General features: G+C 65.1%; 21 protein-coding genes and 1 pseudogene. 16 read left to right on the top strand and 6 right to left on the bottom strand.

Annotated features, from left to right (window positions below; translation table 11 throughout):
• Positions 1–112 precede the first annotated feature (112 nt).
• From purB to EET10_RS24995, 3 genes are read left to right on the top strand one after another with little or no spacing between them, the layout of a single operon-like run.
• The gene (gene purB / locus EET10_RS25005; RefSeq protein ID WP_036406646.1) at positions 113–1,528 is read left to right on the top strand and encodes an adenylosuccinate lyase; all 1,416 of its coding nucleotides are present in this window, start codon (positions 113–115) and stop codon (positions 1,526–1,528) included.
• Positions 1,525–2,793, top strand: a complete 1,269-nt coding sequence (locus EET10_RS25000; protein ID WP_036406543.1) for a cytochrome P450 — start codon at positions 1,525–1,527, stop codon at positions 2,791–2,793. The genes purB and EET10_RS25000 overlap by 4 nt, the downstream gene beginning before the upstream one ends.
• Positions 2,790–3,779 carry a tellurite resistance/C4-dicarboxylate transporter family protein gene (locus EET10_RS24995; protein WP_036406546.1) on the top strand — a complete coding sequence of 330 codons (990 nt, stop codon included), beginning with the start codon at positions 2,790–2,792 and terminating at the stop codon, positions 3,777–3,779. Before EET10_RS25000 ends, EET10_RS24995 begins: the two co-directional genes overlap by 4 nt.
• Here EET10_RS24995 and EET10_RS24990 read toward each other — a convergent pair.
• Positions 3,776–4,396 carry a hypothetical protein gene (locus tag EET10_RS24990; RefSeq protein WP_036406548.1) on the bottom strand — a complete coding sequence of 207 codons (621 nt, stop codon included), beginning with the start codon at positions 4,394–4,396 and terminating at the stop codon, positions 3,776–3,778. The two genes, EET10_RS24995 and EET10_RS24990, sit on opposite strands and share 4 nt — an antisense overlap.
• Positions 4,397–4,451: 55 nt before the next feature.
• Here EET10_RS24990 and EET10_RS24985 point away from each other — a divergent pair, with 55 nt between their 5' ends.
• From EET10_RS24985 to EET10_RS24970, 4 genes are all read left to right on the top strand, one after another.
• Positions 4,452–5,345, top strand: coding sequence for a phosphoribosylaminoimidazolesuccinocarboxamide synthase (locus tag EET10_RS24985; RefSeq protein ID WP_036406648.1), 894 nt, complete (start codon positions 4,452–4,454; stop codon positions 5,343–5,345).
• A complete protein-coding gene (locus EET10_RS24980; protein ID WP_036406650.1) occupies positions 5,342–7,453 on the top strand; it encodes a S9 family peptidase in 2,112 nt (703 codons plus the stop codon). The genes EET10_RS24985 and EET10_RS24980 overlap by 4 nt, the downstream gene beginning before the upstream one ends.
• A gap of 311 nt (positions 7,454–7,764) precedes the next feature.
• Entirely contained in the window at positions 7,765–8,658 is an 894-nt protein-coding gene (locus EET10_RS24975) for an FkbM family methyltransferase (RefSeq protein ID WP_063468631.1), read from the top strand.
• A 501-nt stretch (positions 8,659–9,159) separates the two neighbouring features.
• A complete protein-coding gene (locus EET10_RS24970; protein WP_036406553.1) occupies positions 9,160–10,323 on the top strand; it encodes a SagB/ThcOx family dehydrogenase in 1,164 nt (387 codons plus the stop codon).
• A 91-nt stretch (positions 10,324–10,414) separates the two neighbouring features.
• Here EET10_RS24970 and EET10_RS24965 read toward each other — a convergent pair whose 3' ends face one another.
• Complete coding sequence (locus tag EET10_RS24965) at positions 10,415–12,043, bottom strand: DHA2 family efflux MFS transporter permease subunit (RefSeq protein ID WP_099187745.1); 1,629 nt, start codon at positions 12,041–12,043, stop codon at positions 10,415–10,417.
• 158 nt (positions 12,044–12,201) lie between these two features.
• Between EET10_RS24965 and EET10_RS24960 the strand changes: the two genes are divergently transcribed.
• A complete protein-coding gene (locus EET10_RS24960; protein ID WP_036406556.1) occupies positions 12,202–12,906 on the top strand; it encodes a DUF2334 domain-containing protein in 705 nt (234 codons plus the stop codon).
• 35 nt (positions 12,907–12,941) lie between these two features.
• Positions 12,942–14,648, top strand: coding sequence for an FAD-binding dehydrogenase (locus tag EET10_RS24955; RefSeq protein WP_099187743.1), 1,707 nt, complete (start codon positions 12,942–12,944; stop codon positions 14,646–14,648).
• Positions 14,649–14,712: 64 nt separating this feature from the next.
• Here EET10_RS24955 and EET10_RS24950 read toward each other — a convergent pair whose 3' ends face one another.
• Positions 14,713–15,351 carry an MBL fold metallo-hydrolase gene (locus tag EET10_RS24950; protein WP_036406653.1) on the bottom strand — a complete coding sequence of 213 codons (639 nt, stop codon included), beginning with the start codon at positions 15,349–15,351 and terminating at the stop codon, positions 14,713–14,715.
• Between the two features lie 265 nt (positions 15,352–15,616).
• Between EET10_RS24950 and EET10_RS24945 the strand changes: the two genes are divergently transcribed.
• Both EET10_RS24945 and EET10_RS24940 read left to right on the top strand, forming a co-directional pair.
• Positions 15,617–16,369 (top strand): LLM class flavin-dependent oxidoreductase, encoded by a 753-nt coding sequence (locus tag EET10_RS24945; protein WP_063466392.1) that lies wholly within the window; start codon positions 15,617–15,619, stop codon positions 16,367–16,369.
• A 293-nt stretch (positions 16,370–16,662) separates the two neighbouring features.
• A complete protein-coding gene (locus EET10_RS24940; RefSeq protein ID WP_167480220.1) occupies positions 16,663–17,160 on the top strand; it encodes a 6-pyruvoyl trahydropterin synthase family protein in 498 nt (165 codons plus the stop codon).
• A gap of 226 nt (positions 17,161–17,386) precedes the next feature.
• Here the strand turns inward: EET10_RS24940 and EET10_RS24935 are convergent, their stop codons facing one another.
• Complete coding sequence (locus EET10_RS24935; protein WP_051490745.1) at positions 17,387–17,728, bottom strand: hypothetical protein; 342 nt, start codon at positions 17,726–17,728, stop codon at positions 17,387–17,389.
• A gap of 131 nt (positions 17,729–17,859) precedes the next feature.
• Between EET10_RS24935 and EET10_RS31290 the strand changes: the two genes are divergently transcribed.
• The 5 genes from EET10_RS31290 (at position 17,860) to purQ (ending at position 20,797) form a co-directional block, all read left to right on the top strand.
• Positions 17,860–18,222: a hypothetical protein gene (locus tag EET10_RS31290; RefSeq protein WP_036406568.1), complete on the top strand. Its 363-nt coding sequence runs from the start codon at positions 17,860–17,862 to the stop codon at positions 18,220–18,222.
• 614 nt (positions 18,223–18,836) lie between these two features.
• On the top strand, positions 18,837–19,277 hold the full coding sequence (locus EET10_RS24925) for a 6-pyruvoyl trahydropterin synthase family protein (RefSeq protein WP_036406570.1): 441 nt from the start codon (positions 18,837–18,839) through the stop codon (positions 19,275–19,277).
• Positions 19,278–19,313: 36 nt separating this feature from the next.
• Complete coding sequence (locus EET10_RS24920; protein ID WP_036406573.1) at positions 19,314–19,805, top strand: 6-pyruvoyl trahydropterin synthase family protein; 492 nt, start codon at positions 19,314–19,316, stop codon at positions 19,803–19,805.
• A gap of 81 nt (positions 19,806–19,886) precedes the next feature.
• Positions 19,887–20,126: a phosphoribosylformylglycinamidine synthase subunit PurS gene (gene purS, locus EET10_RS24915; protein ID WP_036406575.1), complete on the top strand. Its 240-nt coding sequence runs from the start codon at positions 19,887–19,889 to the stop codon at positions 20,124–20,126.
• Positions 20,123–20,797, top strand: coding sequence for a phosphoribosylformylglycinamidine synthase subunit PurQ (gene purQ / locus EET10_RS24910; RefSeq protein WP_036406578.1), 675 nt, complete (start codon positions 20,123–20,125; stop codon positions 20,795–20,797). The genes purS and purQ overlap by 4 nt, the downstream gene beginning before the upstream one ends.
• 346 nt (positions 20,798–21,143) lie before the next feature.
• Here the strand turns inward: purQ and EET10_RS31285 are convergent.
• Both EET10_RS31285 and EET10_RS24900 read right to left on the bottom strand, forming a co-directional pair.
• Positions 21,144–21,394: pseudogene (locus tag EET10_RS31285) on the bottom strand (HNH endonuclease); the annotation flags it as partial.
• A gap of 463 nt (positions 21,395–21,857) precedes the next feature.
• A complete protein-coding gene (locus tag EET10_RS24900; RefSeq protein WP_082273327.1) occupies positions 21,858–22,652 on the bottom strand; it encodes an ABC transporter substrate-binding protein in 795 nt (264 codons plus the stop codon).
• Positions 22,653–22,885: the final 233 nt, after the last annotated feature.

Below are 22,885 nucleotides of genomic sequence, written 5' to 3'. Positions count from 1 at the left end.
CTGGCCGCGTCCGCCACAGTGCTCCTGCCGGGAAGGGTGCGCGCGGTGCCCACCTAATCGGTTCTGATCGGCGCGACAACTGCCCGGGTTGCAGACCGTAAGCTGTGTCTTCGTGGGCATTCCGAACGTGCTGGCCTCCCGGTACGCCAGCGCCGAGATGGTCGCGATCTGGTCGCCGCAAGCCAAGGTGGTCGCCGAGCGGCGGCTATGGCTGGCGGTGCTGCGGGCGCAAGCCGAACTGGGAGTGGCGGTTCCCGGGGAGGCGATCGCCGACTACGAGCGGGTGCTCGACGACGTGGACCTGGACTCGATCGCGGCCCGGGAGCGGGTGCTGCGCCACGACGTCAAGGCCCGCATCGAGGAATTCAATGACCGCGCCGGTCACCAGCATGTGCACAAGGGGATGACCAGCCGGGATCTGACCGAGAACGTCGAACAGCTGCAGATCCGGCAATCGCTGGAGTTGGTTTTCTCTCACGGCGTGGCAGTGGTGGCCCGGCTGGCCGAACGGGCGGTGGCCTACCGCGACCTGCTGATGACCGGGCGCAGCCACAACGTCGCCGCCCAGGCCACCACCTTGGGCAAGCGTTTCGCCTCGGCGGCGCAGGAAACGCTGATCGCGTTGACCAGGCTGCGAGAACTGATCGACCGCTACCCGCTGCGGGGCATCAAGGGCCCGATGGGCACCGCGCAGGACATGCTCGACCTGCTGGGCGGGGATCCGGCCAAGCTGGCCCGACTGGAACGCCGCATCGCTGACTTCCTGGGTTTCTCAACCGTTTTGACCAGTGTCGGGCAGGTGTATCCGCGCTCGTTGGACCACGACGTGGTGTCCGCGCTGGTGCAGCTCGGTGCGGGTCCGTCGTCGCTGGCGCACACCATCCGGCTGATGGCCGGGCACGAGCTGGTCACCGAGGGTTTCGCGCCGGGACAGGTCGGCTCGTCGGCGATGCCGCACAAGATGAACACCCGCAGTTGCGAACGGGTCAACGGGTTGCAGGTGGTGCTGCGCGGGTACGCGTCGATGGCCGCGGAACTGGCCGGAGCGCAGTGGAACGAAGGCGACGTCTTCTGCTCGGTGGTACGCCGAGTTGCCTTGCCGGACAGCTTTTTTGCCATCGACGGACAACTGGAGACATTTCTGACGGTGCTCGACGAATTCGGCGCCTACCCGCGGGTGATCCAGCGGGAGCTGGATCGCTACCTGCCGTTCCTGGCCACCACCAAGGTCTTGATGGCGGCGGTGCGCGCGGGTGTTGGCCGCGAGAGCGCGCACCACGTGATCCGTGAACACGCGGTGGCCACCGCGCTGGCCATGCGCGAGGGCGCCGAGCCCGACCTGCTGGACCGGTTGGCCGCCGATCCGCGGCTGCCCCTGGACCGGGCGGCGCTGGCCGCCGCCCTGGCCGACCGCAAGGCGTTCACCGGAGCCGCCGCCGACCAGGTCGACGAGGTGGCCGCGATGGTAGCCGAGTTGGTAGGCCGCTACCCGGAAGCCGCTAAGTACACACCAGGAGCAATCCTATGACTCTCGCGGGCGCGCTCTCGAGCATCGACTTCACCGACCTGGACAACTTCGCCAACGGATTCCCGCACGACCTCTTCGCCGTACACCGCCGGGAAGCGCCGGTGTACTGGCACCAGCCGACCGACAACACCCCGGACGGTGAAGGCTTCTGGTCGGTCGCCACGTATCCGGAAACGCTTGCGGTGCTGAAGGATCCGGAGACCTACTCGTCGGTGACCGGTGGGGAGCGACCGTTCGGCGGCACGCTGCTGCAGGACTTGGCCATCGCCGGCCAGGTGCTCAACATGATGGACGATCCGCGGCACGCCCAGATTCGCCGGCTCGTCAGCTCGGGGCTGACGCCGCGGATGATCCGCCGCGTCGAGGACGATCTGCGGGCCCGGGCGCGCCGGCTGCTGGACGCGGTGCAGCCGGGCGAGCCGGTCGATTTCCTGGTCGACATCGCCGCCGAACTGCCGATGCAGATGATCTGCATTCTGCTGGGAGTTCCTGAATCCGAACGACATTGGCTGTTCGAGGCGATCGAGCCGCAGTTCGACTTCGGCGGCTCCCGCAAGGCGTCCCTGTCGCAGCTGTCGCCGCAGTCGGCCGCGGACGAAACCGCGCAGGCGGGGTCTCGGATGTACGCCTACGGCCAGCAGTTGATCGCATCGAAACGCGCCAACCCCACCGACGACATGCTGTCTGTCGTCGCTAACGCGATGCTCGACGAGCAAGATGCGCCGGCTCTTTCGGATCTGGAGCTGTATCTGTTCTTCAGCCTGTTGTTCAGCGCCGGCGCGGAGACGACACGCAACGCGGTGGGCGGTGGGCTGCTGGCGCTGGCCGAGCACCCCGAGCAATTGCGGGCGTTGCGTAACGATCTCGATATGTTGCCGACGGCGGTCGAGGAGATGGTTCGCTGGACGTCGCCGTCGCCGTCCAAGCGGCGCACCGCGACCCGAGATGCCACCCTGGGCGGACAGTCGATCCGGGCGGGGCAGAAGGTGCAGATCTGGGAGGGTTCGGCCAACCGCGACGCCGCCGTGTTCGACCACGCCGACGAATTCGACATCACCCGAAAGCCCAATCCGCACTTAGGGTTCGGCCAAGGTGTGCACTACTGTCTGGGAGCCAATCTGGCTCGGCTGGAGTTACGGGTGCTGTTCGAGGAACTGCTCTCGCGGTTCGCCGACGTGCGCGTGGTGCAGCCGGTCGAGTGGACTCGTAGCAACCGGCACACCGGCATCCGCCACCTGGTCGTGGAACTACGTGAGGGGCGGTGACACTTCGGCTCGCCGATGCCGAGCCGTCACCCGATGTCTTCGCCGCGGTGATGGCGACCGGCATCGTGTCCATCGCCGCTGAGAAGCACCACTATCGTCTGATCAGCGAGACCATGGGCGTTCTGGCGTCGCTTGGTTTGGTGTTCCTGATCGCCCTGGTGATCCTCACCCGCCGGTTTCGCGTCTGGGACCTGCGCGATCCTGACCTCACGCTGCGGCTGTTCACCTTCGTCGCCGCGTGTGCGGTGCTGGACAGCCGGCTGATGGCCAACGTCGCGGTGGTGCTGACCCTCGGTGTGGCCGCGTCGTCGTCGTGGCTGGTGCTGGTCGTCCTCGCGGCCCGCAACATCACGGCGCGGCCGTGGACGCGGCTGCGCGACCGGGCGCACGGTGCCTGGGAGCTGGCCAGCGTCGGCACCTCGGGCCTGGCGATCGTGGCCGCCAAGGTGGCCCGATCAACCGGCGAGCCCGGCTGGCTCGGCATCGCCGTGCCCATCTGGGTGGTGGCGCTGGGCATCTACGGGTTGATGACGTGGCTGATCGTGTGGCGGGCGGTGGCCGAGCGACGAGACCGGGACAACTTCGAGCCCGACAGCTGGATCCTCATGGGCGGCTTGGCCATAGCGACGTTGGCCGGCGACAACATCCACCGGGTGGCGCCGGCCTGGCTGGCCCGGCCGGTGTGCATCGTGACCGTGGTGACCTGGGTGGCCGCCACCCTGTGGATACCTCCGCTGGTGTACTTCGGCCTGCGCCGCATCAGCCAGGGGCCCGAAGCGCTGCGCTTCGCCGGGGTGTGGTGGGCGTTCGTGTTTCCCCTGGGTATGTACTCGGTGGCCACCGAGGCCATGGCGGCCGAGCTGGGCCGGCGATCGCTGAGCACCGTTTCGCTGGTGTTCTGCTGGATCGCCGTGACGGCATGGGTGATCGTGGCCGTCGCGGGCCTGCTGCGACTGCGGCGCGCCGTGGCGAGCAACCGTGATTAGTGTCCCCGGAGTCGCACGCCCGCCGCTCGCAGCTCGAGTGCGGCCAGGCCCCGGATGGTGGCGGGATCCTCACGGCGCCAACCGCCGACCGGATCGGCGCTGACGGCCGCCAGTTTGGCCGGCGACCGGTTGGCCAGCGCCCGCAGCGCCAGCAGCTGCTGACCTGCTGCGGTGGCAGCCAGGGTCGTCACGGTCCACTTGCGGCGGAAGAACCGCAGCCGCAAGAACAGCCACGGCATGGCCACGGCGAGGATCGGCGTCGCGGCGACCGCCAGTGCCAGCAACACGGCCAGCCAGCTCGCGGTGGTGTCCAGGCTGTGGCCGGCGCCGGCGATGTCGAGCGCGGCCTCGCTGGCAGCCGTGATGGGCAAGCTGACCGCATCACCCACCAGCGGGATGTGCTGAGCTCCATGACCCGCCGACGCCAAGTTGCCGGCAATGCCCTGGGAGCCGCTCTCGATTTGGCGGCCCGCCTCGGCGATCGTCGAGATGGCGCTGTGGACGGCCAGACCGACCAGCACCCAGACCGTCGTCCACGCGGCAACGGTGATATCGCTGAACAGCTGAATGGCCAGCCGGACGGGTCCGGTCGAGTAGGGCAAAAACCGTGATCGCATAGCACTGATACCAGCACAGTGCGCGGTCCGACCCCACCGATAGGCTGGCCCGATGGTGCGTCCTGCATTGTCCGACTACCAGCATCTGGCCAGCGGCAAGGTGAGGGAGATCTACCGCGTCGACGACGGCCACCTGCTGCTGGTCGCCACCGACCGGATATCGGCGTACGACTACGTCCTGGACAGCACGATCCCGGACAAGGGCCGCATCTTGACCGCCATGAGCGTGTTCTTCTTCGGCCTGGTCGATACCCCCAACCATCTGGCCGGGCCGCCCGACGATCCGCGCATCCCCGATGAGGTGCTGGGCCGCGCGCTGGTGGTGCGCCGACTGGAGATGCTTCCGGTGGAGTGCGTGGCGCGCGGCTATCTGACCGGCTCGGGCCTGCTCGACTACCAGGCAACCGGAAAGGTCTGCGGGATCGCCCTGCCACCGGGTTTGGTCGAGGCCAGCAAGTTCGGTGCGCCGCTGTTCACCCCGGCGACCAAAGCGGCGCTGGGCGACCACGATGAGAACATCTCATTTGCCCGGGTGATCGAGATGGTAGGCGGGGTGCGCGCCACCCAGCTGCGCGACCGTACTCTGCAGATCTACGTTCAGGCCGCCGACCACGCCCTGAGAAAGGGGATCATCATCGCCGACACCAAGTTCGAGTTCGGTATCGATCCAGACGGCAACCTGTTACTGGCCGACGAGATATTCACCCCCGACTCGTCGCGGTACTGGCCGGCCGACGAATACCGGCCCGGCGTGGTGCAGACCAGCTTCGACAAGCAGTTCGTGCGCAACTGGCTGACCAGCCCGCAGTCCGGCTGGGACCGCGGTGGCGACCGGTCGCCGCCGCCGCTGCCCACCGCCATCATCGAGGCCACGCGGGAACGCTACATCGAAGCCTACGAACGTATTTCGGGTCTGTGGTTCGGCGACTGGATCGGGCCGAGCGCATGACGGACCACGCCGCGCCGCCGTTGGCCAAGCGAGTGGAGACGCGACGGGAGCACCACGGTGACGTCTTCGTCGATCCCTATGAATGGCTGCGCGAAAAGGACGATCCCGAGGTGATCGCCTACCTGGAGGCGGAGAACGCCTATACCGACCAAGCGACCGCTCATCTGGAACCGTTGCGGCGCAAGATCTTCGACGAGATCAAGGCGCGTACCAAGGAAACAGACTTGTCGGTGCCGACCCGGCGCGGCAACTGGTGGTACTACGCTCGTACCTTCGAGGGTAAGCAATACGGCGTCCACTGTCGTTGTCCGGTTACCGATCCCGGCGACTGGGACCCGCCACGGTTCGACGAGAGCACCGAGATACCCGGTGAGCAGGTGCTGCTCGACGAGAACACCGAGGCCGAAGGGCACGACTTCTTCGCGCTGGGCGCGTTGAGCGTGAGCCTGGACGACAATGTCCTTGCCTACTCCGTCGACGTTGTCGGTGACGAGCGATACACGTTGCAGTTCAGGGATTTACGCACTGGCCAGCGATATCCCGACGAGATCGTCGGCATCGGCCCCGGAGCGACCTGGGCTGCTGACCACCGCACCGTCTACTACACCACCGTGGACGACGCGTGGCGCCCGGACACGGTATGGCGCTACCGGCTCGGGCCGGGTGCCGCATCCGAGCAGGTCTACCACGAGGCCGACGAACGGTTTTGGCTCGCGGTGGGACGCACCCGCAGCAACGCCTATATCGTCATCGCGGCGGGCTCGTCGGTCACCTCCGAGATCCGCTACGCGGACTCGGCCGACCCGGCGGCGCAGTTCGCCATCGTGCTGCCGCGCCGCGACGGCGTCGAGTACTCCGTCGAGCACGCGATCATCGGCGGACAAGACCGCTTTCTCATCCTGCACAACGACGGTGCGGTGAACTTCACCTTGGTGGAAGCCCCGGTCGAGGATCCGGGCCGGCAACGCACGCTGATTGGGCACCGCGAGGACGCCCGGCTCGACGGCGTGGATGCCTTCGCCGGCCACGTGGTGGTCAGCTACCGGCGTGACGCGTTGCCCCGGATCCAGTTGTGGCCGTTCGGCCCCGAGGGGGAATACGGCGAACCGGAGGAGATCGCCTTCGATTCCGAGCTGATGGCGGCCGGGCTGGGTCCCAATCCCAACTGGGACTCGCCCAAGCTGCGCGTCGGCGCGGGATCTTTCATCACTCCGGTGCGGATCTACGACATCGATCTGGTCAGCGGCGAGCGCACCCTGCTCAAAGAGCAGCCGGTCCTGGGCGGCTACCGTCGCGAGGACTACGTGGAACGCCGCGATTGGGCTCACAGGGACGACGGCACCCGCATCCCGATTTCGATCGTGTATCGGACCGACATCGAATTCCCTGCGCCCGCAGTCATCTACGGCTACGGTGCGTACGAGATGTGCGAAGATCCGCAGTTTTCCATCGCCCGGCTGTCGCTGCTGGACCGGGGAATGGTGTTCGCCATCGCGCATGTTCGCGGCGGCGGCGAGATGGGCCGCCTGTGGTACGAGCACGGCAAGATGCTTCACAAGAAGAACACCTTTACCGACTTCGTCGCGGCGGCAGAGCATCTGGTGGAGTCGGGGCTGACCCGGCCAGAGCAACTGGTGGCCCTGGGCGGCAGTGCGGGCGGTTTGTTGGTGGGCGCGGTGGCCAATATGGCGCCGGAACTCTTCGCCGGAATCCTGGCGCAGGTGCCCTTCGTCGATCCGCTGACCACCATCCTCGATCCGTCGTTGCCGCTGACCGTCACCGAGTGGGACGAGTGGGGAAACCCGCTCAACGACAGCGATGTGTACGCGTACATGAAGTCGTACTCACCGTATGAAAACGTGGCAGCCAAACGGTACCCGGCCATCCTGGCGATGACATCGCTCAACGACACCCGGGTCTACTACGTGGAGCCGGCCAAATGGGTTGCCGCGCTTCGGCACGCCAACACCGACGGCAAGCCGGTCCTGTTGAAGACGCAGATGAACGCCGGGCACGCCGGGATAAGCGGGCGATACGAACGCTGGAAGGAGACCGCTTTCCAGTACGCCTGGCTGTTGGCTGCCGCCGGGTGTGCCAGCGACCACTGACACGGGCCGCGAGCGTGACGCTGCAGTCACATTCGGACCCGAACGTGACTGCAGCGTCACGGCGGCGAACCCGCGACGGCATCCGGTGGCAGCACTGCGTTGTTCAACCGGAATGCCCGAAGCCGGCTCATACTCGGTCTCGGTGGCTGCCTTAGTCGGAAAGTTCTGGCCGACGTTGTCGCCGGGGTGGTCGATCGTCTGCGTCCCCAGTGCCGTTCAACATCGGTCAGCAGCTGATCCGCTCGGAGTGAGTGTCATGGACTACAAGCATGGCAGCGGTATGATCTGCCGGTGAATCCGACCGGAAAACGATGACCTACCGCCTGCGGCTTCGGCAACTCGTACAACGTCTTTCGCATCGCAAGGTTTGCCACTGGTTCGGCGGTCGCACAGTCATGCGCGACGTGCAGGGTGTGCCGCTCGCGATGCCACGATCGCACCGGCTTCCGGACCACGTTCGCCTGTTCCCCAGTTATGGTCAGAACCTCGTGGATCTGGCGGTCTGCCTCGGCGAGATCGACAAGCCTCTCGGCGTCATCGACGTCGGGGCGAATATCGGTGACTCCGCGGTACAGATCCTTGCGAAAGTTGACGCCCGCGTGCTCTGTGTCGAGGCAGACCACGAGTACCTGCCGTACCTGACGCGCAATGTCGGGTCGGACGACCGCTGCGTGATCGAATTCGGGCTTCTAGTCACCGATACGGGCGAGGCCTCTGGTCTAGGCGCGGTCCGCAAGGGCGGCACGACCCGCTTCGTCCAGGGCGGCGCACCCGTGGCGGCTGCCGCACTGACCGTGGCCGAACTGCCGATCCGTCACCCGGAATTGCCGCCAATCCGGCTTGTCAAATCGGACACAGACGGCCACGACACGACACTGATCCCGGCGCTCGCGCGGACATACTCAAGTTCTCGTCCGGTGCTGTTCTTCGAATATGATCACTACCTCTCCCGCATGGCTGGCGTAGCGGACCCGACCGCTGTTTGGGGGAAGCTCAAGGACGCCGGCTACTTGTTTGTTGGCATATGGGACGATTTCGGCAAGCCGATTCAGGTCGTGTCGATCGATGAGGTGCCAACTATCGCCTCGGTAATGGACAAGCCGGTTTCTGACCGCGGATACCACTACTGGGATGTCGCGGTCGTGCACGCCGACGACAACGCGGGCAGGGCCGCAGTGGACCGGCTCTTCGCTGCGGGCCGCTGAGATGCAGGCGCTGAATGGATCTCGATCAGCGACCCGACCTGCTCGTGATCCGAGCCTGAGCTAGACGACAAGTCAAGGTCACCGAGCCCACGTCCAGATGAAGGTCACCTTCGCCCCGAACAACCAAACCGGCCGACCGCACAGCGTCGTCACCCGACATGTTGACTGCCTTTCCGCGGTTGCGGTGCCGCCGATACCGAGATCAGCGTAACTAGCAGCAGGTCACCAGTATCGTGTCAGGCGGCACACATGAAACCCGGGTATAAAGGCTTTTCAGCTAATGCGGCATTGCCAAGCACGTTCAACAGAAGGAGGTGAAGTCAAGATGCGTAAGTTTACGCTTAAGCCTGTTGCGTTGACCCGGACAGACAGGACCAGCGCGACCCCATTCTGGTACCCCGAGAGATAGGCTCCGGGAGGCTGTTGATGGATCCAGTCGGAGGTCGGTTCATGAGCACTCACCGAAGGTGGATCTGGGTCGAGACCAGGAGCAAATGATCGATGCGGCTGAGGCGGCGGCGATGTCTAGTCTGTTATTGGCATGCCGGCGCCTTTGTCGTGCATGGCTACCCGCGCCTGTCACCTCTTGAGCTGCACCCGGTTGCCGTCGAGATGCTCGCGGCCTTCGACGACTGGATTGAACTCGACAGGGCCATGGAAGACCTCGTGGGCTTCGACCGAGCATCTATCGAAGAAGCTGTGGCGGTATTGCGTGAGAACAGCCTCTTGCTGCAGGAGGGAAGCGATGAGGCCAACGAAGACGAGAAGATCTTCGATCAGTGGGGTCCCTGGGCGCCCGAGGCGTCGCTATTTCACTACGCCACCCAAGACGAGCACTACGTCCGAGTCGATCTGGCCTTCGATTCTTTGGAGTCCACGGCAAACGACGCGAACGAAGTGGTACCTGACGATGGCATCAAACGTCGGGTGCACACCCTGTTCACCACGTACCCCGAGGCAGATCGGTTGTTGCTGCCCCGCGGGTCTACCCGGTTATCGGAGCCATTCGACCAGGTTTTGCACCGCAGGCGGACACACCGCGATTTCACCGACCAGCCAGTGTCCTTGGAAACGTTCTCGGCGCTGTTGGCAATGGTATTCGGGCCGGTCGATTTTATCGATTCCGGCCGCAGCGCATTGCTGCGACGCACCAGCGCATCCGGCGGTAGCCGCCAGGAAATCGATGCCTGTGTCGGTGTTCTCAACGTCGAGGGCGTGCCGCCAGGTACCTACCACTACAACTGTCTCGAGCATTCGCTGGAACTGCTTGGCGAAGGGCTGACCCGCGACCAGGTAGTCGAGCTGTGCGGCAGGCAGGAATGGGCAGGCGCGACCGCGTTTATCGTGGTCCTCTGCGCGACGATCGACCGCATGCTCAGCAAATACCGCACCCCGCGCGCGTATCGGATATGTCTGCTCAATGCCGGACACTTGGGCCAGACGTTCGCGCTTGCCGCCACGGCCCTTGGCTTAGGTCCATTCCAGACCGCGGCCTTCCACGACTCGACCGTCGCCGAATTCTGTGGACTGGACAACATCGGACGCACGCCGTTGTACATTCTCGCGGCGGGCCACCCCAACAACGACCCGATCACGCCCCCGTTGGCGGGCCTGGACACCTTCCGTCGAACGTCCCTTTACACACAACAACGCGGCTCGGCCTAGTTCGACGATCTCCAGGCGGGTGTGGCCGTAAACCCACCTGGACCAGCGCCACCAGTCGGCTGGCCAACTTAGCTGAACGGGTCCGGCGTCCTCAAACGCGCGCCGCGCCGGCCGGCGTCTTGGGCAGGAACGCCGCGGGGATCAGTGTCGACACCACCAGCACGACCGCGATCACGAACACCACCGTGTAGGCGTGCGAAAGGTCGTGCAACACCCGGCTTGCGAAGTCGGGGGCAAGGGCCTGCTGCGGTATCGCCGACGGGTCAACCGCAGTCTGCGGCAGGGGGCCATGTCTGTCCGCCTGCTGCTGCAGGGCAGCGATTTTGTTTGCCGCACCGATGTTTTCGCTGCGATTGAACTGATTGGTGAGGATCATCGACATCAGCGCGGTTCCTATGGACCCGCCGACCTGCTGGGTGACGCTGATCAGGGCCGACCCTCGCGCGATCTCGCGCGGTGCCAGTGCCTGGACCGCGGCGCCCGACAGCGGCATCATCGTGGCGCCCGTCCCCATGCCCAACACCAACAGGCCGGCCAGCAGCGTCGGTAGATAGTCCGCCTGCCTGGCCACGCCGAAAGTGAAGATGCCCAGGCCGGCGGCGATCAGTGTGAGGCCCACGAGCACGCTCTTGCCCGGCCCCCGCCTGTCCATGAAAGCGCCGGCGAACGGCATGGTCAGCATTGCGCCCAGCCCGTTGGGAATCAGGTGCACCCCGGACTGCAGCGGGGTTTGCCGCAGAACCTGCTGAAGATAGCTCGGCAGCAGCAGCGCCGCACCGAAATAGGCGACGGCGAATGTCACGAAGGTCAGATTGGCTTGAGCGAACACCGGGTTCTTGAACAACCGCAGATCCAGCAGCGGGTGATCAGCGCGGTGCCACGCATGCCACCCGAACAGGCCAACCAGCGTCAGGCCGATGATCACCGGCACGGCCACGTAGCGGTCGGTCACGCTGCCGCGTCCCGGGATGGACGACACCCCGAACAGGAACGTCGCCAGGCCGGGCGCCAGCAACAGCACCCCGACAAGGTCGAAGCTCTCCGCCGGTGCGGGCTGGTCTTTGGGGAACATGAGTGCCGCCAGGCTGAACGCGATCAGCCCGATCGGCAGGTTGACCAGGAATATCCATGGCCAGCTGAAGGCACCGATGAGCCAGCCGCCCAGGATCGGCCCGCCGATCGGGCCGAGCAGCATCGGGATGCCCAGCACCGCCATCATGCGTCCCAGTCGCTTGGGGCCGGCCACCCTGGTCAGGATGGTGAATCCCAGCGGCATCAACATGCCACCGCCGATACCCTGAACCGCCCGGAAAGCGATGAGCGCCAGAATGTTTGGCGCCAACGCACACAGCAGTGAGCCGAGCGTGAACGCCAGGATGGAGCCCATCCAGAGTCGCTTGGTGCCGAACCGGTCGGCTGCCCAGCCTGCCAGCGGGATCACCGTCGCCAGCGCCAGCGTGTAGCCGGTCATGGTCCAGCCGACCACGGCCTGGGTGGAGTCGAACTCGGCGATGAAGGTGCGCTGCGCGACGCTGACGATGGTGGCGTCCAGGATCGTCATTACCGAGGCCAGCACGCAGACCCCGGCAACCCGGAAAACCCGCGCATCGAGCCGGTCGGGGTAGACGTGTTCGCCGGGGCTGTGCTGCCCCGTGGCAGTTGTGGGCAGCGCGGCGTCGGCCGGTGCGGAACGCGCCTTGTCCATGGCGCTGCTGAGCATATCGACACGTGTCACCGCTACCGCTGTCGGGACCGGGTCGGCACCCGGTGGGCGGCCCCGCCGCGGGGCGGATATCCGCACGTCAGAGGCACTGGATAGACGCCTGTTGGCTGCGTGTACTTCACCGTCCGGAAACCTGGCCTCGGCAAACTGAACGTGTGTCTGGGAAACTGATCGTCTCGGTCTCGGGGATAGGTGAGCGCACCCTGGCCGGCGTCGAGGCATTCTGCGCGGAGATGGATGCCCGATCGGTGCCGGTGTCGCTGCTGGTTGCTCCGCGGCTCAAGGGTGACTACCGCCTCGACCGGGACCCCCGCACCGTCGAGTGGCTGGCGGCCCGGCGTGCCGGCGGCGACGCCCTGGTACTGCATGGCTACGACGAAGCGGCCACCAAGAAACGGCGCGGCGAATTTGCGACGCTGCTTGCGCACGAGGCCAACCTGCGGGTAATGGCCGCCGACCGGGTGCTCGAGCACCTGGGGCTGCGTAGCCGGCTGTTCGCGGCGCCCGGCTGGGTGGTGTCCCCGGGCGTCGTGAAGGCCTTGCCGGGAAACGGGTTTCGTTTACTTGCGGATTATCACGGGATTACCGACTTGGTGCGCAAGACCACGGTGCGTGCCCGGATACTGGGCATCGGTGAGAGCTTCCTGACTGAGCCGTGGTGGTGCCGGATGGTGGTGTTGTCGGCCGAACGCATCGCGCGGCGCGGCGGCGTGGTGCGCGTCGCCGTTTCGGCCCGGCAATTGTCCAAGTCCGGTCCGCGCCAGGCCATGTTGGATGCCATCGACCTGTCGATGATGCACGGCTGCACACCGACGGTGTACCAATGGCGGCCCACTAGGGCTGTGCTCGACGCCGCCTAGCTGACGCCCGGCCGCATGGTCAGCCGCCGTGAGCGGTGGCACTACCCTGTACCGACATGAGTGAAGCTTCAGTAGGTTCGGGATCCGTGTCGGAGGGGTTTACGGCTGACGCGATCATCGTCGGAGCGGGTTTGGCCGGCCTGGTCGCCGCCTGCGAGCTGGCGGACCGCGGCCTGCATGTGCTGATCGTCGATCAGGAGAACAGCGCCAACCTGGGTGGGCAGGCGTTCTGGTCGTTCGGCGGCCTGTTTTTCGTCGACAGCCCGGAGCAGCGCCGGCTGGGCATCCGCGACAGCCATGAGCTCGCATTACAGGATTGGCTGGGGACGGCCGCTTTCGATCGGCCCGAAGACCATTGGCCGCAACAATGGGCCCATGCCTACGTCGATTTCGCGGCCGGGGAGAAGCGTAGCTGGCTGCGGGCCCGCGGACTGAAGATCTTCCCGCTGGTGGGCTGGGCCGAGCGTGGGGGTTACGACGCGCAGGGTCACGGCAACTCGGTCCCGCGGTTTCACATCACCTGGGGAACCGGACCGGCCCTGGTCGAGATCTTCGCCCGTCAACTGCGGGACCGCCCGAACGTGCGCTTCGCACACCGGCACCAGGTTGACCGGCTGATCGTCGAAGGTGACGCGGTGACGGGCGTCCGGGGCACCGTGTTGGAGCCGTCGGAAGAACCGCGCGGCGCGCCGTCGTCACGAAAAGCGTTGGCTAAGTTCGAAATCCGCGCGCCAGCGGTGATCGTGGCCAGTGGTGGCATCGGCGGCAATCACGATCTGGTGCGCAAGAATTGGCCGAAGCGGATGGGCCGCGTCCCCAAGCAGCTGCTCAGCGGGGTGCCGGCGCACGTCGACGGCCGGATGATCGGCATCGCCCAAAAGGCCGGAGCGCGGGTGATCAACCCGGACCGGATGTGGCACTACACCGAGGGCATCACGAACTACGACCCGATTTGGCCGGACCACGGCATCCGGATCATTCCCGGCCCGTCCTCGCTGTGGCTGGATGCGGCGGGAAATCGGTTGCCGGTGCCGTTGTATCCCGGTTTCGACACGCTCGGCACCCTCGAGCACATCACCCAGTCCGGCTACGACTACACCTGGTTTGTGTTGAACGCCAAGATCATCGAGAAGGAATTTGCCCTGTCCGGTCAGGAGCAGAACCCCGACCTGACCGGGCAAAGCGTACGTCAGCTGCTGCGGTCACGGGTCCGGTCCGGACCGCCGGAACCGGTGCAGGCGTTCATCGACAAGGGCGTGGATTTCGTCAGCGCCGATTCGTTGCCTGAGTTGGTGGCCGCGATGAACGAGTTGCCCGAGGTCGATCCGCTGGACTACGAGACCGTGGAAGCCGCGGTCACGGCACGCGATCGTGAGGTGGCCAACAAGTTCACCAAAGACGGCCAGATCACCGCGATTCGCGCAGCCCGCAGCTACTGGGGCGACCGGTTGGGGCGGGTGGTGGCGCCGCACCGGTTGACCGATCCCAAGGCAGGCCCGTTGATTGCGGTCAAGCTGCACATCCTGACCCGAAAGACCTTGGGCGGCATCGAAACCGACTTGGACGCGCGGGTCCTCAAGTCCGACGGCACCCCACTGACCGGGCTGTATGCGGCCGGCGAGGCCGCGGGATTCGGCGGGGGCGGCGTACACGGTTACCGGGCGCTGGAGGGCACCTTCCTGGGGGGTTGCATTTTCTCCGGCAGGGCCGCCGGTCGCGGAGTTGCCGAGGACATCACGTAGCGGGCGAGCAGACGCAAAAGCCCCCGCACCCCCGGCGTGTCGGCGGCTTTTGTGTCTGCTCGCCCTAGAAGGCGACCGCGCTTTCCTCGGGCAGCACCTGGAAATCGGCGTCGGTCAGCTCGGTGAGGCGGCCGTAGTAGATGCTGCGTGCCTCGGGAGCGATGATCCCTTGGTGGATCGGCACCGCGTGAGCCGGCGCGACCGCGCGCAGATAGTCCACAGCTTCGGAGATCTTCATCCACGGCGCGGCGGCCGGAGTCGCCAAGACGTCCACCGGCTCCTCGGGGACGAACAGCGCGTCACCGGGGTGCATCAGCCTGGCGCGATGCTCGCCGTCGTCGACCAGATACGAAATGTTGTCAACCACGGGAATTTCCGGGTGGATCACCGCGTGCCGTCCGCCAATGGCCCGGATGGTCAGCCCGCCTACCGACAGATGGTCGCCGACGTGCACCGCCCGGCACGGCGCGCCCAGCTGCGCGGCGGTTTGCGGATCGGCGTAGAGCGCCGCATCCGGATTGCCCTCGAGCAGCGCCGGCAGCCGCGCGGCATCGACGTGATCCGGATGCTGATGGGTGATCAGGATTGCCGCCAGGCCGGTGATCCCCTCGAAGCCGTGCGCGAAGGTGCCGGGATCAAAAAGCACACTGGTGCGGCCGAACTCGGCGAGCAGGCAGGAATGCCCGAAATGCGTCAGTTGCATGTCCACGATTGTGCCCCGGTGCGCTCCGTACCGATGCGTGTCCCCCGGGGATGTTCGCATCGCAGCCGGACGGGCACGGCCAGAGGTGCCCAGTCCACACTCGCCTCGGTGCCCACGTGACGAGCTGCAGCTTGGCGGTCGCCGAGGATCACCACGCGGCGGTACTTCCGGGCAGCCGCGAACTCAAAGGTGGGCGCGGCGCCGGAATTCGGCCTGGCGCAATTAGTTTGCTGCATGCGGATCCGGCACACGGTAGGGTCGGCTCATGTTGAGACTCGACGTTGTCTACAGTGCTGCGACGCACACCTGGCCGGAGCTACGAGACAACGTGCTGCGGGCCGAAGCGGAAGGGTATGGCACTGCGTGGGTTTATGACCACATGTCGGGCGCGGTGCTATCGAGTCCCCGAATGCTGGAATGCTTCTCGCTGGCCGGTGCCTTGGCTGCAGCCACTTCCGCGATAGGCATCGGCACCCTGGTGGTGAATGCCGCCAACCGGCCGGCGGGGGTGACGGTCGCTGCGGCAGCCTCACTGCAAGAGATCAGCGGCGGACGGTTCATGTTCGGCCTTGGCGCCGGTGCCGCCCCGGGTAGCCCCTGGGCGGTTGAGCATGAGCTGCTCGACTTCCCGCTGCATCATTCGATGCGGGAGCGGCACGATCGCCTTCGCGACGTGCTGGATCTTTGCGACGTCCTGTGGGACCCGCATCGAGCCGACAAGTGGGCAGGTTTTCCGTTGCCGTCGCCCCCCCCGCCGGTGCTGCTCGGAGTCAATAGCGTCGCCCTGGCCTCGATAGCCGGTGCGCGATGCGACGGCGTAAATGTACGCCTTGATCACCCGCGGATCGGTCAGTTCTTCGACGCGGCGCGTCGGGCCCGGGCGGCGTCCGCCCATGCCGGTGCGCCCTTCGACATCAGCGCCACCACGCCGATGAGCGAAGCCGCCGTCGATCCCGACGGGCAGGCCCAACGCCGGCTGGCAGAGCTGGGGGGCCACCGGCTCATCCTGGTCTCCTGAACGGAATTGGCTCTTGCTTATCGGGGCGCTGCCGCGCCTCGTAACGCTTGGCCCGATTAGGACGGGCCTTGGTCCCGTATCGACGTGCATCTAGTATCACTTCGTTGATTTCGACCGCGCCATCGAAAGAATCGTCCAAGCGTATCGATGATCGGAGGTGACTGGCGTATTAATTCGCTTACTGCACGTTGAGGCATGCCAGACGTTATTCGCATCGACGTACCGGACCCCCTCGATTGAATCAAACTAGTTGCGCCCCTGTGCGTCACATGGAAGGAATCAGTGAGCAAGTCATGCCGTACACCATCAAACAAACATTCCGGGTTGAAATAGGCCACCGCACCTGGAGCCATCACATGCCCACCAGTAGAGGTGGCAGCGAGTTTTACACACCGGATTTGATAGCCAATAAATGTGCAAACCTTCACGGCCACACGATCTTTGTTTCCGTAACTCTGGTCGGGGACAGCCTTGACGAGCAGTATTTCCTCTTGGATACCGACCTGCTGGAACAGGCATTCCGGCCGATCCTGGACGAGTTCGACTTCGCTTTCGTGGTCGACCGGCACGACCCGCTCTATGAGGACATCGCCGCGGTGGTGCGCAAGGGGGGGCTCAAGCTATGCACGGTGGATTTTTCGCCCACATTCGAAGGTCTGGTGCGGCACTTTTACGACCGCCTGCAGGCGGTGATCGCGGAAAAAGGGTTGGCCGACCAGCTCCGAATCAAGGAAATGAAGGTGCTCGGCGAACTGACCGTGGAGGCCACCTACAGCGGCGAAGGCGAATAGGCCTGCGCATCCGGGGCGGCATCGGCGCGGAGGCAAACACGGCCGGGCGCGAACACCCGGCGGTAATCGTCGCTGACGTGAGAGCCCCCGTCGGACAAGAGGTTTCACCAATAGCGTGAAATCAGTCTGGCGGCGGGAATCCCGGCGCGCAGATGTTTATCGGCCGGGTATCCCCGGTGTCGCCGCGGTGTGCGGCAGCATCAGGCCGAATGCGAGTCCATCCGCTCTACGGTGCGCTGCTCTGCAACACGCCGGAGAGTTGGGCACCGAAGTTGCCGATGCGGGAGATCGCGGCCTGCGCGAACAGGTTCAGGTTGCTGGCGTTGTAGAGGCCTGAGATGGAGTTGCCCAGGTTGGCCCGGCCCGATTGCAGATTGCCGCAGTTCTGGAAGCCCGAGTTGCCTTGGCCACCGGCGTTCAATAGACCCGAAGTGTCGGGGCCGAGGTTGCCGATGCCGGACAGGGCGCCGTCGGGCGCCGACATCGGGCGGATAGGCGGCTTGTGGTCTGCAGCCGCGGCTTCGACCACTGCAGTGCTGAGTGCGGCCGGCGACCAGGTTTCGGCCATTGCCGTTCTGTTTTCCCAGCACAGCCAGGGCTATCAGGAATTGGCGAAACAGGTCGCCGCGTTCATCACGAGTTTGCGCAAGCCCTCAGCACCGGTGCCGGCTCACATGCCGCCGCGGGGGCCGCCAACGCGTGCCGCTGCAGACGCTGTTGTCTCGCCCGGATATCGGCAACGGCGCCAACGCCACCACGCCGGGTGGCAACGGCGGCAACGCCAGCGGCGGCGGCCAGCCCGGCTCGCGCGGGGCGCCCGGCGGCGGCACCGGCGGGGCGGACGGTATCGGCGCCGACGGTGTCAACAGCACCATCACACCGAACTCGTTCGCGACGCCGAACCCGGCCCATTCAAGTGCCGGCGGCACCGTTGGGGGCCCCGGCGATCCTGGCAACAGCGGCGTGACCACCACCACCCCAACAGTTAACGTCCTGGGTGGCGCACCCGGCGCGCTGGCGGGACAGGAACCAACAACTCCGGCAACGGCGGCGCCATGGTAGGCGCCGGGGTACCGGGGGCAACAGTGGGACGGGCGGCCCGGGCGGAGTCGGCGGGAGTAATCCCGGCCAATCCGGCGCCGGCGGCGTCGCGTGAGGGTCAGCCACGAGCGCTCGCATCATGGCCGGGGGGCACGGCGGTCCAGGGCTCGACTTGAGGCCGCTGCTGTCGACGGCGGCTGGACCCAAGTTGTGCCCAGTGTTGCGCTGTGCCACGACACAACCGTCGACCAGCACCGTCACGACCGACTCCGACGACCGGGAATCGACAGTAATAGCTTGGCAGACCGGCGGCATAGTTATGCCCCGACCCCAAATCAAGATCAAACATTCAACGGGGCACGCCACTCACGTCTATCGGTGGATTGCAGCTAAACCCAAATCAAGATCAAAAATTTTAACGGTGCATACCCCGTGGATCCACCGTGGATTCAGGCTAAACCACCAAGTCGAGGAATCACACGATGGCCTCCTACGCCACGCCGATGGATGTGACCGAAGGTCTTGGCCTTGCCCGGAAGTGGATCTAATATTCACTCCGTGACGCTGACGGGAGGTCGTTTCACAGCTCGACAATCCTAGCTACGTCTTAGCTTGCCCTCCGGAGGTGTCGAACCATGGGCCATACGATCGAGAAGACTTTTAGGTTCGATGCGGGTCATCGGTCTCTGGGCTTCAACTACAAAAAAGAAGAGACCATCCACGGCCATACCTGGCAGCTAAGACTGATCCTTGAATATGGCGACCAGCTAGATGATATGAAGACCGTTTTCGATACCAATGAGCTGGCCGTCATAGTCGAGCCGATAATAAGCGATCTAGACCATTCCTTCATTATCTGGGACCAAGACCCGATATATGACGAGTTCCTCAAGGTCTGTGAGCTGGCGGACGTTGCGGACAAGGTGTATACGGTCGACTTCAACCCCACCATCGAGGGGCTCGTCGAGCACATCTATGAAAGGGTGAACAGCCAACTCAGGCTTTCGGGCTGCGTCTTGAGGCGGGTGGAACTCCAATGCGCGTCGACTCTCAAAGCCAGCTACGGACTCAATTAGTCAAGTCGTGCGTCGATCACAGCTAGGGAGTAGGCCATGCCGTATACGATCAAACAAACCATCCGTCTGGAAATGGGTCACCGCACCTGGACCCACGACATGCGCACCAGCAGAGGCGGTAGTGAGCTTTACACTCCCGAATTAGTGGCCAACAAATGTGCCAACCTGCACGGACATACGATCTTTGTCTCGGTGACCCTCAGCGGAGACAGTCTTGACGAGCAATACTTCCTCCTGGACACCGATCTACTCGAGAATGCCTTCCGGCCGATCCTCGACGAGGTCGACCACGCGTTCGTGGTGGACAGGAAGGACCCGCTGTACGAGGACATCGCCGCGGTGGCCCGCAAAGGCGGGCTCAAATTATGCACGGTGGACTTTTCGCCCACCTTCGAAGCGCTGGTACGGCACTTCTACGATCGCCTGCAATCAGTCATTCAGGAAAAGGGGTTGGCCGACCAGCTCCGAATCAAAGAAATGAAGGTCCTCGGCGAGCAGACGGTCGAGGCCACGTACTGCGGGGAATAGCCTCAGCGCGCCTGGGACGCGGCGCGGCAGCTGCCGCCGGTAGAGTTGGGCCCGAGCAATCGGATCTGAGGAGGAGCGCCGGTGGCGCGGGTGGTCGTGCATGTCATGCCCAAGGCGGAGATTCTCGATCCGCAGGGTCAGGCAATCGTTGGCGCGTTGGGCCGGCTCGGTCATGCCGGAATCTCGGATGTGCGACAGGGCAAGAGGTTTGAGCTCGAGGTCGACGATTCCGTCGACGACTCCACGCTGGCCGAAATCGCCGAGTCGCTGCTGGCGAACACGGTAATCGAGGACTGGACGATCAGCCGGGACCCGCAGTGACAGCTCGCATCGGGGTTATCACGTTTCCGGGCACGCTCGACGACGTGGACGCTGCGCGCGCGGTACGGCTGGTGGGCGCCGAGGCGGTGAGTCTCTGGCACGCGGACGCCGACCTCCAGGGAGTCGACGCGGTCGTGGTTCCCGGTGGCTTCTCCTACGGCGATTATCTTCGCGCGGGTGCGATCGCCAGTTTCGCACCGGTGATGGGCGAAGTGGTGGCCGCTGCCGCTGGCGGTATGCCGGTTCTGGGTATTTGCAACGGATTTCAGGTGCTTTGTGAGGCCGGGCTGCTGCCCGGCGCCCTCACTCGCAATGTGGGTTTGCATTTCGTCTGTCGTGACGTGTGGCTGCGGGTCGCGTCGACGTCGACGGCCTGGACATCGCGTTTCGAACCGGGCGTCGACGTGCTGGTGCCGCTGAAATCCGGCGAGGGCCGTTATGTGGCACCCGAAGCGGTGCTGGACGAATTGGAAGGCGAGGGACGGGTGGTGTTTCGGTACCACGACAACGTCAACGGCTCACTGCGCGACATTGCCGGCATCAGCTCGGCCAACGGTCGGGTGGTCGGGTTGATGCCCCATCCCGAACACGCGATCGAGGCGTTGACCGGTCCGTCCGACGACGGTCTGGGCCTGTTCTATTCGGTTCTGGACGCGGTGCTGGTGGCCTGACGCTGACGCTGAGATGTTGGCGCGCACATGACACCCGAACCTGTTGTCGTGCATAGTGCTCCGGTCAAGCGACACATGTCGGCCGAAATCGGGCACGCACTGCGGTATTCCCGACTTGGCTCATACTCACGTTGGTGCGCACGTCTGCGGGATGTTGATGAGGGCCTGGTTATCGGGTCGGCGCCGGTGCGGCCTGGTTTAGCCGGCCTTCATTACCAAAGATCCGATAGCGGCGGGTAACACAAGCGAAATTCTCGGTGCGCCAAGCTGTTTAAGCTTCGATACGATGCTGCTGACCAACCTGGTTGGTTGTCGGTGGTGGTGGGGGGTGAAATGATTCGTACCATCACCAGTCGGGGCGCTCGCCGGTGGGCCCGGGGCACGGCGCGACGGCAGGGGGAAGGTTGGGCGCACGCGCGAGCGATCCTGCGCGCAGCGGTCGTCCGGTGTTGTCGGTGACGGTGAGATCGACTGCGGGTCCGGCGATGGTGATGACGCCCCGGTCATGACGCCACGGTGGCGATACGGGTACAGCAGCACCAGGTTGGCCAACTCGGTGGCACCGCTGTCTTTCCAGTGCCGGATGTGGTGTGCGGGCACCGCTGCAAATACCGCAATCCCCGGATCGTCGGCCAAGGCCGGTCATACGACACATGCCGGCCGAAACCGAGCACGCACTGCGGTATTGGGTCGCCCGCGCGGCCGCGACCTCGACGCCAGCGCGGAGAACGCCCGAGTGGACATCGCGCTGAGGTCGGTCTCGGCAACGCGGCCGCAGTTGTAGAAGCCAGGCGGCACCCGTTTGCCCAAATGGTTGCACCCGAAGCGGCGCGTGCGTCAAGCCCCGGGGCAAGAGATAGCGCGCCACCGGATTTGCGTCAGCGCAGGCGTACTACCCGGCTCAGGCGACGATAAGCACTACTCCGGTTCTTGGTCCAGTGGTCTCCAATGGTCGTGGTACGGCCACTGCTATACACGTTGCGTTCGGATAGCCGGCCCTGGTAGCAAATGCAAGGCGGCGCTTCTGATTTGCCCTGGCCGTCCGGTACGGTGGCCATCGCTAAGCTTGGTACGCATTGGGATTGCCGAGCCATCGCTGCCGGAGTCGTGGCAGGGTGCCGTTCGCCTCTAGCGTGGCCTGTGCGGCGGTGATCCGCTCAAGAAGGTCGTGGTCTGTCTTAGGGACCGCGATCGCGATCTTTTCTACCGATATGCCCGTGCGCTGGACGACCTCCACGCCTTGCACCGGCTTGACCAACTCGGTCAGCACCGGCGCCAGCTTCATGAAGGCGTCGCAGCCGCCTGTGGTCAAGTCGGTTATCGCTGAACGGACAGCGCCGTAGTCGTAGACCCGTACGGCGCCGGCTCGGCCTTCGGCGACCAGGCGATTCGCGATTGGCTGGCTGGTGTTGCCCTGCTGGACGCCGATTGTCAGTCCAGACAGGTCGTCAATGGAGTGCACGCTGGGCAGCCGGGCGGTGTCGACGGCCAGTGATTGCCCCGAGATCAGGTATGGCGCAACGAATGCCGCTTGCTTCTCACGTTCGGGTGTCACGGTGGTTCCGGCTGCGACGCAGTCGTAGTCACCGCTGTTGAGCGCGCCGAAGATGCCGTTGAAATCGGCGCCGTCGTAGCGAATGAAGCTGACCTCAGTGCCGAGGGCTCCGGCAATCTCGGTCATCAGGTCGATGTCGAAACCGCCACCTGTAGGCATGCCGTTGAAGGGCGGATCAGGAAAAGCCGCTCCCACTCGTAGGACCCGCTTATCGTCGGGCGGCCTGCCCGAGACGTCGCATGCCGCTAATCCGACGGCAGCCGTGACGGCCACCACCAGCTGTCGCCTTCGTATCGACATCAATGCATCTCCATACCCGTAACGACTTTGACTCGCGACCGTGGCTGCACCGGCAGCTCCGTATCGGTCGACAACCTTGGCTTGCAGGATACGTCGTGTTCATGCCGGAACCCGATCTCTGTGCCTCCACATGGATCGCGGTGCTGCTGACCGGGTGGTCGACCTCATCGCTGTGGTTGGTTGGCGGCGCTAACCACACCATCCACCGTGCGATGGTCACCGGCCGATTGGCA

The organism is Mycobacterium pseudokansasii, from assembly GCF_900566075.1.
GTDB lineage: Bacteria > Actinomycetota > Actinomycetes > Mycobacteriales > Mycobacteriaceae > Mycobacterium > Mycobacterium pseudokansasii.
The sequence above is the reverse complement of the archived record's forward strand: the minus strand, read 5'-3'. Positions and strand labels throughout refer to the sequence as shown.